The sequence below is a fragment of the Candidatus Nanogingivalis gingivitcus genome, assembly GCF_004151455.1.
GTDB lineage: Bacteria > Patescibacteriota > Saccharimonadia > Saccharimonadales > Saccharimonadaceae > Nanogingivalis > Nanogingivalis gingivitcus.
In genome coordinates this window covers 16,609-28,520 of sequence record NZ_PRLK01000007.1, presented here as the reverse complement: position 1 = coordinate 28,520, position 11,912 = coordinate 16,609, and the positions used below count along the sequence as shown (strand labels likewise).

Genomic DNA, 11,912 nt, shown 5'->3' with positions numbered 1-11,912 from the left:
TAAGAGATAAAAGTATAAGTTCAATTTTTATTAATAATAATGGTTTTGTTTTTGATGAAAATAATATCGTATCTAGATTATCTGCAATATTAAAAATATATCATAATCAAATAATACGACTTAATAGTTATCCTAAAATTCTTGATATAGCTGAAAATTATGACTTCCCATTAATATCTATTCTTTTTGAAATGGAAAAGAAAGGAGTAAAGATTGATCCCGATTTTCTAGACAAAAAGAGTAAAGAATTTTCATTATATTTAGAAAAACTAGAAAAAGATATTATCCAATTAGCAGGAGAAGGGTTTAATATATCCAGCCCTTTGCAATTATCAAAAATACTTTTTGAAAAATTAGCTTTACCTACCAAAGGAATTAAAAAAACTAAAAACGGCTATTCTACTGGACAAAAAGAATTAGAAAAATTAAAAGATTACCATCCAATAATAGCTAAAATAGAGGAATTTAGAGAGTATTCGAAATTAAAAAACACTTACATTGATGCCTTGCCAAAATTAGCCGATAAGAATAATCGAATACATTCAACTTTTAATCAAGATATTACCAGCACGGGTAGGCTGAGTTCTACAAATCCTAATCTACAAAATATACCTATACGTTCTGAATTAGGGCGACAAATACGCCAAGGCTTTATATCTGATAATAATAATGTTATTATCTCTGCTGACTACTCTCAGTTTGAACTAAGATTAGCAGCAGCATTAAGTAATGATACTGGCCTAATTAACAGCTTTAAAAATAATGAGGATATCCACTCTAAAACTGCCTCAGAGATGTTCAATATTCCATTAGATGAGGTATCCAAAGACCAACGAAGAGCTGCTAAGGTTATTAACTTTGGAGTTCTTTATGGCATGAGTGCACATAGGTTAGCTAGCGAATTAGGAACTAATTACTATGAAGCTAAACATTTTATTGATAATTATTTTAATAGCCGAAAACCTATTGCCGATTTTATACAAAAAACACTTCTAAAAGCAGAGCAAGAAGGATATGTAGAAACTTTTTATGGAAGACAAAGACCTACTCCAGATATTAAATCTTCTAATTTTATCATAAGAGAAACCGCCAAAAGAGCAGCCGCAAATATGCCAATTCAAGGTACTGAAGCCGATCTAATGAAAAGGGCAATGATAAAAATCCATAAAAAAATAACTAAAACAGGATTAGGCGATCAAATATTACAAATACACGACTCTATCTTAATAGAGTCTCCTAAAGAAAATGCAGCAAAAATAGCTGAAATATTAAAGTATGAAATGGAGAATATAGCCCCAGAACTACCAATAAATCTAAAGGTAGATATTAATATAGGACAGAACTGGCTTGATATATAGTTTTCTATAATCGACAGTCAATATAGAAGATGTTAAAATATACTTATGAGCATTAAAAATAGTTTAGTAAAAACTACCCGTAGGGTTCTACCAAAAAAAGTTGTAAAAAAATTAGAAAATAATTACCGTAAAAATAGAGCTAAGCTAGTGTCATCTCTATATGGAAATCCAGCTAGTAAACTAAAAGTAATTGCCGTAACAGGTACTAACGGAAAAACTACAACTGTAAATTTTTTGAACGAAATATTAAAAGAAGCTGGTTATAAAACAGCAATGTTTTCCACTGCTAATATTGAGATTAACGGCAATCAAATACGTAATGACTTAAACGCTACAGTGTCTACTTCAAAAAGAATGAATCAATTCTTTAGTGATGCCGTAAAGCAAAACGTAGAATTTGCTTTAATAGAGGCTACTAGTCATGCTTTAAGCCAATATAAATTATATGGAATATCTATAGAAATGGCTATTATGACTAATCTAACGCAAGATCATTTAGACTATCATAAAACCATGGATAATTACGCTAAAGCTAAATCCATATTATTTAAGATGAAGCCAAAATATATCGTTTTAAATAAGGATGATGATTGGTTTAATTATTTCAATAACTTCAGGGCAGTAATTAAAAAAATTACTTATGGAAAAGATAAAGAAGCTGATGTGTCTATTGAAAATATTAAACTATATAAAAAAGGAAGTGAAGCAAAGCTAAAAATCGAAAAAGATAATGTTGAACTGGCTAATAATCTAGCTGGTGAATTTAACGTTTATAACATGACGGCTGCAGCTGCTGGAGCTTATCTATTAGGAGTTTCTAAAGAAGATATCCAGGAAGGTATTGCAAACCTAGAAAATATTGCTGGAAGATTTGAAAGAGTAGAAGGAAATCAACCTTTTGAGGTTATAGTTGATTACGCACATACACCTGATGCTCTAGAAAAGCTATTAAAAACTGCAAAAAAAATCACTAAAAACAACGTTATTATAGTATTTGGTGCTTGTGGAGATAGAGATAAGAAAAAAAGGCCAATAATGGGGGATATTGCTTTTAAAAATGCCGATAAAATATTTATAACTGATGAAGAAAGTTATAATGAAGACCCTAACGAAATACGAAAACAAATTCTTAATGGCATAGCTGATAATAAAGACTACACCAAAAAGGTGGAAGAGATAGCCGATAGACAGGAGGCTATAGAAAAGGCCCTAAGTATCGCCAAGAAAGATGACACCGTCTTAATAACAGGAATGGGGCATGAGGTATACAGAATTATAAATGGTAAAAAAATACCTTGGAACGATGCAGAAGTCGTCAAAAAAATATTAAATAAAAAATAAAATTAACACCCCTCTATAAAAGAGGGGTTATTTTTAATTATAAGCTACTGGACTATAAGACTCACTATAGTTTATTCGATAAAACTTACGAATATACCAACCATCAATTTTGTTTTCTCTATAATCATCCTGGGCATTTTTTAATCCTTGAGTAGAACACCAAAAATAATATTGTTTATTCTTATAAATTATCTCTAAAACTAAATCGTCCCTATCTAGTGCTAAATCGTGTATAGTGGTTCTAGTTGTAAAATATGGTGCTATTTTTCTTAGCCAAATACTACTACAACCATAGCGACTTTCACTTAAAAATAAAAAATGTACTTTACTAGCCATAGCTTTCACCCCTTTATAGCGTAATTTAAATATATTATATCATTAAATGATCTACGCTTATAAAATTATTTAATGTAAAATAAAAATAGCACATAATTGTGCTATTTTTATTTTACATTTTTAACTAAGCTTTAGATTTAAAGTAATCTACTTCTTTAATTATATCTAGCAGAGCATTTGCTCTTTTAGTTTCATCTTCTATAGATCTTGCAGCATTATAAGCTGGCTCTACTAGTGTATTATCGTCGCTTGAGCGTAAGAGCAATAGATAGATATCAAATTTTTCTTCGTTTGATACTGTTAGCTTCTCTACTAATGGCCTTAGATCTTCCAAAGCATGATTCTTAATCATATCTAAATCTATGCCAGGAAAAACAGTAGGTTGAATATCTGTTGGTATTAGATTTTCAACGAGTTGCTCTGTAGGAACTTCCGGTTCTTCCGCACTTTCATCTTCTTGAAATTGTGTATCATCATTAATGGCAGCGTTATTAACACCAGCAAGAACTTTTGCAAGCTCTGGGTCATCACTAACGGTCTGTTTTTTTGTTGGATTTATATCAATTTCCATAGCCCACCTTTTTACTTTACTTTTAATTAATATTATTGTATCATAGTTTTAAAGCATAATCAACATAAAATATAAGAGGTGGGATGTTAGATAACTTAAATATGATTGTTCAGAGAGACCCTGAAAATGCATTAAGGGTAGCTAGTGAGCAGTGGAAACAAATACTTTTTTCAGCTGATATTTTAAATCCTGAACATGACGGAAGAGAAATAAAAAATATAATAATTGCTGGAATGGGTGGGTCTGCTTTGGCGGGCCTAATAATTAAAAAATGGTTAGAAGATGATCTATTATTACCTATTGAGATAGTTAGAAGTTACAATCTTCCTAGGTATGCAAATCATAATTCGCTAGTTATAGTTAATTCTTATTCAGGTAATACTGAAGAAGCTATCTCTATGTTAGAAGACGCTATAAAACGAGGTTGCCAAATAGGTACAGTTTCTTCTCAAGGTAAAATAGAAACAATTTCTAATAATAAATCAATAGCTTATGTTAAGTTACCTCCTAATCTTCAACCTAGAATGGCAGTAATTTATAATTTTAGAGCATTAACTAAATTATTATTAAATTTCAATATTATAGATGATTATAAGCATCATGAAATAGAAAAATATGTAAATTTCATTAAAAAAGAAAGTGTATCTTGGGGGGCTTCTATAAAAACTGAGAATAACTTAGCCAAACAAATAGCCCTTTATTCGGCAGGAAGAAATGCGCTTTTTCTAAGCTCTAATTTATTCTCTCCTGTAGCCTATAAGTGGAAAATATCTTGGAACGAAAACGCAAAAAATGTAAGCTTTTGGAATGAATATCCAGAATTTAACCATAATGAATTTATAGGTTGGAGTTCACAACCAACAGAAAAACTATTCGCTATTTTTAATTTAAAAAGTAAACTAGATAATCCTAGAATAAATAAAAGATTTGAAATTTCCGATAAGTTGCTATTAGGTAAAAGACCAAAAACACATAATATTATATTAAAAGGGGAGAGCCTACTAGAGCAAGTGCTATGGGGGTCGATTCTTGCTGATTTTGCTAGTATTTACTTAGCAATTTTAAATAATAATGATCCTACTCCTGTAGAATTAATTGAAAAACTTAAAATAGAGCTAGCAAAATAATCTAGCTCTATTTTTAAAATAATTTAATTATAATATCTTAAGCTTTCAATAGGGTCTTTTCTAGCTGCTCGGATAGCTGGATACATTCCAAAAATAATACCTATAATTATAGACAGTCCAGCTGCTAAAACCATTATTTGCCAAGATATTACTGGTAATACTGGTAAGAATATACTTACAGTAAATGAGAAAGAATAACCTAGTAGATACCCAAAAAAACCACCTACAGAAGAAATTATCAAAGATTCAATTAAGAATTGCAATAGTATTTGATTATTATTAGCACCTAGAGCTTTGCGTATACCAATCTCGCGTGTTCTTTCACTAACATTAACAAGCATAATATTCATAATACCAATACCTCCAACAATTAGTGAAATACTTGCTACTAAAGCCAATATAGCTGAACCCATTGAGATTAAATCGCTAGAAGAATGGGTAATGTTTTTGCCTATTAATATTTCATAGTCTATTTCACCCTTATGGCTATTATGCATAACTTCTTCTATATTATGCTGAACAATATCTGAGTTATTAATGGTATTAAATTTTATATTAATTTGTTGTATCTGGGGGCTACTACCCATAATATTTTTTACTTCGTCGTAATTTAATATAATAGTGTTATCGAAATCAATATTACTAAAATTTACAATTGAAGATTGTTTTTCTAAAATACCTATAATCAAGAAATTTTCACCCTTTATAGATATGTATTTTCCCAATGCATGAGGGGAACCAAATAGACTTACTGCTGTTTGATACCCTATTACAGCAGTTCGAGCATTAGAACTATTTGTAATAAACTCTCCTTTTGCTACTTTTATACCTGTAATTTGATCTAGATTTGGAGTACTAGCTAATATATTAGTAGTTATCTCCTTATCATCTCCTTTTATTTTGCTATTAAAACTAGCTAGTGGGGCAGTAGCAATAATATTTTTGATTTTCGAAATATTCCTAAAATCATCTTCTCGTAAAGAACTTTGCAAGAAGTTTTGAGATGTTGCAACGCTATTAATTATACTTTTATTACTTGAACTAATATCCTTAGGTCTTACTACTGCTATAGTTTCACCTCCTGATTTAATTTGGTCTTGTATTATAGAGTTAGCGCCTCCAGATAGAGCAAAAATAACTACAATACTAGATATTCCTATAACTACACCTAGTATAGTTAAAAAAGTTCGCATCCTATTAGCTCGTAAGCTTTCTATGGCATTCTCTATATGCATTCTTATTAATCTAATTTTCATCATATTTAAGCACCAAGTTCCTCTTTAATTTCTTCAATTTTATTTACAGCCTCTTCTAATTTATCTAAAGTATTTTCTTTTTCTTGAATAATAGAATTATCTACTTTTTCATCAGTATCTATTTTTCCATCAAACATAGTAATTATCCTAGTGGCATAAGCCATAAGTTCAGGGTTGTGTGTTACCATAATTATAGTATTACCTTTTTTATGTACTTCTGACAACTCTTCCATAATAATATGCGAAGCTTTACTATCTAAGTTTCCTGTTGGTTCATCAGCTAAAATTATTGATGGGTTGTTAACTAGTGCTCTAGCAATAGCTACTCGCTGGGTTTGGCCACCGCTTAATTGCCAAGGCATATAATATTCCCTCTTTTCGAGATGAAATTGTTTTAGTATTTCAGATGCTTTTTTGAGCCTTTTTGTTTTATTTTCTCCTTTATATATTAAAGGTAGGGCAACATTTTCTATAACACTTAAACGAGGTATTAAATTAAAATCTTGGAACACAAAACCAATCTTCTCACTTCGTATTTGCGCTTGTTTTCTTTTAGACATTCTAGATACATCGTAACTGTCTAACATATAAGTACCTTCTGTAGATCTATCTAATAGCCCTATAGTATTTAAAAGTGTAGTCTTACCACAACCACTCGGACCCATAATTATAATAAATTCACCTTGATATATAGTTAAATCAACACCATTAAGGGCATAATTTTCGGCATCACCAACACCAAAACGTTTTTTTATTTTTTTTAATTTTACAACTTCTTTTTTACCCTTTTTCATCATATATTATTATAATATTTTTAAAATAATAGTTCAATTAAATAAAATTCCATATTTAATAAAATAAAGCCTTTTTAGGCTTTATTTTATTATCTACTAGGTACTGTTGAAGTTTTTGGTAATTCTTTTGGTACTTCCTGCTTAATTGCAGATTTAGTTTCTTTTACTTCAGGTTCTTTACTTTGAACTTTTGCTGGTTCTTGAGTAACTTCTTTTTTCTTAGGCTCCTCAACGACCTTTTCTTCTTTCTTTTCTTGTTCTACAGGTTTTTCAACAACTTTTTCTCTTTGTTTTTCTGGTTCGTATAAAGTATTTGCCTTATCATTTTCTAGATTAGTTACACTATTACTAGATGGCTTATAACCAAAAAAAATATTTAATAAAAAGAATATTCCGAAAAACAATAGTATTGAAACAATGATAATGCCTACTATAATAAGTATGCGATTTCTAAGTGTCTTGTTCATAATATGAATTATATCACATTATTAAAAATTATAAATGGTGATATTTTCCACCTTCTAAAATATTTTGGCAACGATAAATTTGCTCTATTATCATTAATCTTATTAACTGATGAGGGAATACCAACTTAGAAAAACTTAGAATGAAATTTGCTCTTTTAAAAACAATTTCAGATACACCAAAAGCACCACCTATAACAATCACTATATTTTTACCTAAAACAAATTGATTATTAAAAATTTCAGCAAGCATGGGGGAGGTAATATTAGAACCTTTTTCATCTAATAATATTACGAAATCCTCACTATTTATATTAGATATAATTTTATTAGACTCTTCATCTTTAACCTTATCTATTATAGATACATTAGAATTAGGTATTATTTTCCAATTAACATTGAAAGGTTTTTTTAGCCTTTTACTAAATTCTTCTACGCCCTGGATAATCCACTTATCATGTTTCTTGCCTATTGCAATAATTTTTATCATTATAAATCATTTATTTTACTAGCTATATCAGTAAAATTATCCTTTCTAACAGGGTAGCCATGATGTAGTTGTAAAACATCCTTATCATATAGTGGAACTAAATGGATATGAGCATGAGGAACTCCAAAACCTTCAACAACCATTCCTACTCTTAAAGGATTTAATTTGTTCTGGATTTTTTCAGCAATTAATTTAGCTACATCCATTAAATGATTATAAACATCTTGGTCTAAATCCCATAATAGGTCAACTTGTTTTTTAGGAAAAACTAATACATGACCATCAGATAGTGGATCAATATCTAACATAGCAAACACAGTATCATCTTCATATACTTTATAACAAGGAATTTCACCCTTAATAATTTTTGTAAATATAGAATCTTTCATAATTTATATTCTATTAGAATTAATAAAATAAAAAAAGCCCTATAAAGAGCTGTTCTTGGCGGAGAAGGAGGGATTCGAACCCTCGATATAATTAAATTATATACACGATTTCGAGTCGTGCGCCTTCAACCACTCGGCCACTTCTCCAATACAATAATTATAACTAAAAAAATAATTAAAGAAAAGACACCATTATTAATGATGTCTTTTCTATGGTACACCTGGCAAGATTCGAACTTACGACCTTTGGCTCCGCAAGCCAACGCTCTATCCAGCTGAGCTACAGGTGCGTGTGCTACTTTCGTAGCATCTAAATTTTGAAGTTCTTCCAATTAGATGGACAAAATAGATTTTAACATATTTTTTTTATTTTTTCAACTATAACCTTGTTTTTCTAATAATACTATCAATTAAATCGTGTTTTATTTCTTCCATAGGTAATCTAGACCCAATTATATCTGTAATTTTTTCTCCTTCTTCTTTACTGAAGTATATCGAAACGCTAGGGGAGAAACGCTTTTTAGGTATAAAAACTATAGAATACACAGAAGTTTCTCTTATTATTCCAAATGATTTAAATTCACTATAAGCATAAAATTTATTACCTATATACACACCATGAGTACTTAGACTATAAGATATAACGTTAGCTTTATTTGGTGTTCTCATAGCTAAAATAGCTATATAGCAAACTATAACTAATGCCATAAAAGTCCATATTTGGCTAATCGCCGCAAAAACAACAAGAATTAATACTATAATAGTAAAACCTATATACCAAATTTTATCTTTCTCGCCAATAATTAAATCTTGAGCTTGCCAATTGGCAATCTCCTGTTCATCATCCATATTTACAAAATTTTGTTCTTTATTTACTGCCGTATATTCAGGAGGAGTAAAGGGTGATACAGAATTTTGATGTTCTTCTTGTTCTTGTTCGTAGATATCACTTGGAGCATCAGCAAAATATTCCGATTCAACAGGAACATTAAACTGATTATTTTTATCAGGATTCATACTAGTTATTATAACATAAGCCCTATTAAAACTAAATAATAAGAAAAAATACTTTAACAACTAGTTAAAGTATTTTTATGGCGGAGGATGGGAGATTCGAACTCCCGCTCCAGGTCTCCCCAGACTAACGATTTAGCAAACCGTCCCCTTCAGCCACTTGGGTAATCCTCCAGATGTATCCTATTTTAACAAAATAAAATATAAAAAACAAGCCAGTTGACAAAAAGCTTATTTTTTGATATAATATATATTATGAATAAAACTAAGTCGTTTTTTAAAGTCTTTTATAGCATATTGGCTCTTTTTTTACCCTCCCTTATGCTATCTATAACAACTTATGCCGTTAATGTTAACGGAGGTTTGGAAACAGGAGTAGAACAGGGCAAGGGGCGAAATGTACCATCTACACTTTTTGGTAATGTAGGAATATTTAACCAAGTTATAAATATTATGCTATTCCTAGTTGGTATTTTAAGCATTATAATGCTTATTTTCGGAGGTCTACGTTATGTTATATCTGGTGGAAATTCTAAAACAGTAGAATCAGCAAAAAATACTATTCTATATGCAATAATTGGGTTAATAGTAGCTATATTAGCTTATGCAATCGTTAATTTTGTGATAAGTGTATTTATGTCTGAAACTGGTATTAATACTGGTGGGGGAACAAACGGTATAGCTCCAACCAATGTATAGCTAAAAAATAAATAAGAAAAAAAGACGATTTCATAATTGATTTCGTCTTTTTTTCTTGGCGGAGAAGGAGGGATTCGAACCCTCGAAGGCTTTGACACCTTGCCGGTTTTCAAGACCGGTGCCTTCAACCACTCGGCCACCTCTCCATGTGTAAAATATTTTAACATATCTAATTAATAAAATAAAGAGTTATTTTTCTTGATATAAGATATATAAAGCCCATACTCTAGATGCTTTATTGTCTTTAAGAATTTTAGCTATAGCTTCTAAGGTAGAGCCAGTGGTCTTTATATCATCTACAATAATATAAGTTTTATCTTTTAAAATATCTCCATCTAAATAATAAGACTTTAAAGCTTGTTCTTTTCTTTGTTTCTTACTAGCTCCAAGCTGTTTATAATTACCTTTTCTTTTTATAATCGTTTGATATTTTATATTTAAGGTTTTTGATAATACTTGTACTAGAAGTAAAATATGGTCAAACCCACGTTGTTTTATATGTTTTTTAGAAGTAGGGCAAGGTACTAAAATAAGATCGTTAGGATTGTCAGTAAAATGAGCTGTATTTTTTAAAAAATCAGTAATAATAACAGTTAAGGAATAGATATTGTTACGTTTAGGTAGAAATTTATAATCATCAACAAGCTTTATTATGTCACTTTCTTTTCTATTGTCAATATAAAATTCTTTATCTATATATGGCGAATTACTATCTATAATATTACCTATATTGTCAATTATATTCTTCATACATTCTGAACATATAGCTTCACCATTTTTAGCGCAAAAATAGCATTTATCTGGCGATAAATAATCCAATATTCTATCTATAGTTTTCTTATACATAAAAATAAGCTTTCTCTCTTGATTATACCTTAACAATAAGCTATAATAAAATAAATTAAGTCTATTTAGGAATTAAGTTGGAGGAAAAATGGCTAGAAGACAAGATGATGACAGCTTTTTAAAAGATGAACTTGAAGCTGCTTTCGATTTTGGTGATGATCTTATGAGCGATACTTCTGAACAAGTATTTAATAATGAAGGTAATCAAAACAATTTCGAGCAAGAAGAAGAAAATGAACTTCCTGGTCAATTAGCAGTTGATGTATACGAAACAGAAGATCGTTTATTTGTAAAAGCGAGAACTGCAGGCGTGAATAAGAATGATTTAGATGTATCACTATCAGACGGAACATTAACTATAAGTGGAACTTTAAGCGCTGGTGACCAAGAGGGAATTATAGCGCACCATGCACAAGAGTGTTACTGGGGAGAATTTAGTAGAACTCTCAGTCTTCCTGTACAAGTTGCTGAAGAAGGCGTAGAAGCAATGTTGAAGGATGGAATCTTAACTATTAGTTTCACAAAGATTAAGACACAAGCAACAAAAATACAAGTATTATAGAAATACTAAGAAATGTAAAATAATATCACTCTATAGGGTGATATTATTTTATCTCCTATAATTTTATTTATTAGTTAGTTAAAATTATACTACGTAAATAAAAAAGAGCTTTGTAAAGCTCTCTTTTATTTAATTTAGTTATTTAATTAGTGAGTTGCTGTTCCACTACCACTATCATCGCCAACACCTAGGGATGATAGTACGAAGTTAACGATTGCGTAAGCAAGAATTGCAACTACTAAACCAACAATAGCATAAAGAATTGTATTTTTAGCGTTATTTACAGCACCAGCATCACCTTGAGACATTACGTAACGCATACCACCATAAATCAACATAATAACTGACAATACACCGATTAGGAACAATAGGATATTGATGATAGTTGTGAATATTCCGTCTTCACCAAATAGTTTCATTTTAGTATTTCCAGTAGCGCCACAGTTAGCACCTGAACTTAATGATAACTTAGATCCTTTACTTGTATCACAGTCAGCATGAGCTATATTAGTAGGAATAGCCATAGATATACCTGCTAAAGCTAATGTCATTACTGGAATAAATACTGCTTTTTGTTTAATTTTTGCAATAATTTCTTTCATTTATTACCTTTCTTATGTTTATTTAGCCTAATTATAGCATATACGAATTATTTTTCAATATTA

15 protein-coding genes and 4 tRNA genes are annotated in these 11,912 nt (G+C 30.1%); 5 read left to right on the top strand and 14 right to left on the bottom strand.

Annotated elements, in window-relative coordinates:
* Window positions 1–1,358: DNA polymerase (locus G6CMJM_RS02555; RefSeq protein ID WP_206660772.1), on the top strand; the 1,358-nt coding region annotated here is incomplete at its 5' end.
* A 45-nt stretch (window positions 1,359–1,403) separates the two neighbouring features.
* Complete coding sequence (locus G6CMJM_RS02550) at window positions 1,404–2,699, top strand: UDP-N-acetylmuramoyl-L-alanyl-D-glutamate--2,6-diaminopimelate ligase (RefSeq protein WP_129718909.1); 1,296 nt, start codon at window positions 1,404–1,406, stop codon at window positions 2,697–2,699.
* 33 nt (window positions 2,700–2,732) lie between these two features.
* Here the strand turns inward: G6CMJM_RS02550 and G6CMJM_RS02545 are convergent, their stop codons facing one another.
* Together G6CMJM_RS02545 and G6CMJM_RS02540 are read right to left on the bottom strand one after the other, a co-directional pair.
* Entirely contained in the window at window positions 2,733–3,035 is a 303-nt protein-coding gene (locus G6CMJM_RS02545) for a hypothetical protein (RefSeq protein ID WP_129718908.1), read from the bottom strand.
* Between the two features lie 124 nt (window positions 3,036–3,159).
* Complete coding sequence (locus G6CMJM_RS02540) at window positions 3,160–3,606, bottom strand: hypothetical protein (RefSeq protein WP_129718907.1); 447 nt, start codon at window positions 3,604–3,606, stop codon at window positions 3,160–3,162.
* 83 nt (window positions 3,607–3,689) lie between these two features.
* Between G6CMJM_RS02540 and G6CMJM_RS02535 the strand changes: the two genes are divergently transcribed.
* Window positions 3,690–4,733, top strand: a complete 1,044-nt coding sequence (locus G6CMJM_RS02535) for an SIS domain-containing protein (RefSeq protein WP_129718906.1) — start codon at window positions 3,690–3,692, stop codon at window positions 4,731–4,733.
* Between the two features lie 23 nt (window positions 4,734–4,756).
* Here G6CMJM_RS02535 and G6CMJM_RS02530 read toward each other — a convergent pair whose 3' ends face one another.
* The 9 genes from G6CMJM_RS02530 to G6CMJM_RS02490 all read right to left on the bottom strand — a co-directional run bounded on the left by G6CMJM_RS02530 (window position 4,757) and on the right by G6CMJM_RS02490 (window position 9,314).
* Window positions 4,757–5,992: an ABC transporter permease gene (locus G6CMJM_RS02530; RefSeq protein WP_129718905.1), complete on the bottom strand. Its 1,236-nt coding sequence runs from the start codon at window positions 5,990–5,992 to the stop codon at window positions 4,757–4,759.
* A gap of 2 nt (window positions 5,993–5,994) precedes the next feature.
* Window positions 5,995–6,786, bottom strand: a complete 792-nt coding sequence (locus G6CMJM_RS02525) for an ABC transporter ATP-binding protein (protein ID WP_206660771.1) — start codon at window positions 6,784–6,786, stop codon at window positions 5,995–5,997.
* Between the two features lie 86 nt (window positions 6,787–6,872).
* Window positions 6,873–7,250: a hypothetical protein gene (locus G6CMJM_RS02520; RefSeq protein ID WP_129718904.1), complete on the bottom strand. Its 378-nt coding sequence runs from the start codon at window positions 7,248–7,250 to the stop codon at window positions 6,873–6,875.
* A 28-nt stretch (window positions 7,251–7,278) separates the two neighbouring features.
* The gene (locus tag G6CMJM_RS02515) at window positions 7,279–7,737 is read right to left on the bottom strand and encodes a 23S rRNA (pseudouridine(1915)-N(3))-methyltransferase RlmH (protein ID WP_206660770.1); all 459 of its coding nucleotides are present in this window, start codon (window positions 7,735–7,737) and stop codon (window positions 7,279–7,281) included.
* Window positions 7,737–8,126 (bottom strand): HIT family protein, encoded by a 390-nt coding sequence (locus G6CMJM_RS02510; protein WP_129718902.1) that lies wholly within the window; start codon window positions 8,124–8,126, stop codon window positions 7,737–7,739. The genes G6CMJM_RS02515 and G6CMJM_RS02510 overlap by 1 nt, the downstream gene beginning before the upstream one ends.
* A 56-nt stretch (window positions 8,127–8,182) precedes the next feature.
* A tRNA-Ser gene (locus tag G6CMJM_RS02505) sits at window positions 8,183–8,273 on the bottom strand.
* A 66-nt stretch (window positions 8,274–8,339) separates the two neighbouring features.
* Window positions 8,340–8,416 (bottom strand) — tRNA-Arg (locus tag G6CMJM_RS02500).
* Between the two features lie 88 nt (window positions 8,417–8,504).
* Window positions 8,505–9,143: a hypothetical protein gene (locus G6CMJM_RS02495; RefSeq protein ID WP_129718901.1), complete on the bottom strand. Its 639-nt coding sequence runs from the start codon at window positions 9,141–9,143 to the stop codon at window positions 8,505–8,507.
* 78 nt (window positions 9,144–9,221) lie between these two features.
* Window positions 9,222–9,314 (bottom strand) — tRNA-Ser (locus G6CMJM_RS02490).
* 147 nt (window positions 9,315–9,461) lie between these two features.
* Between G6CMJM_RS02490 and G6CMJM_RS02485 the strand changes: the two genes are divergently transcribed.
* A complete protein-coding gene (locus tag G6CMJM_RS02485; protein WP_129718900.1) occupies window positions 9,462–9,839 on the top strand; it encodes a pilin in 378 nt (125 codons plus the stop codon).
* A gap of 56 nt (window positions 9,840–9,895) precedes the next feature.
* On the opposite strand, the gene G6CMJM_RS02480 is transcribed toward G6CMJM_RS02485, so the two are convergent.
* Together G6CMJM_RS02480 and G6CMJM_RS02475 are read right to left on the bottom strand one after the other, a co-directional pair.
* Window positions 9,896–9,985 (bottom strand) — tRNA-Ser (locus G6CMJM_RS02480).
* Window positions 9,986–10,028: 43 nt separating this feature from the next.
* Window positions 10,029–10,685, bottom strand: coding sequence for a ComF family protein (locus G6CMJM_RS02475; RefSeq protein ID WP_129718899.1), 657 nt, complete (start codon window positions 10,683–10,685; stop codon window positions 10,029–10,031).
* An 88-nt stretch (window positions 10,686–10,773) separates the two neighbouring features.
* Between G6CMJM_RS02475 and G6CMJM_RS02470 the strand changes: the two genes are divergently transcribed.
* Window positions 10,774–11,247, top strand: a complete 474-nt coding sequence (locus G6CMJM_RS02470) for an Hsp20/alpha crystallin family protein (RefSeq protein ID WP_129718898.1) — start codon at window positions 10,774–10,776, stop codon at window positions 11,245–11,247.
* 146 nt (window positions 11,248–11,393) lie between these two features.
* Here G6CMJM_RS02470 and G6CMJM_RS03235 read toward each other — a convergent pair whose 3' ends face one another.
* Complete coding sequence (locus G6CMJM_RS03235; protein WP_195157017.1) at window positions 11,394–11,849, bottom strand: pilin; 456 nt, start codon at window positions 11,847–11,849, stop codon at window positions 11,394–11,396.
* Window positions 11,850–11,912: the final 63 nt, after the last annotated feature.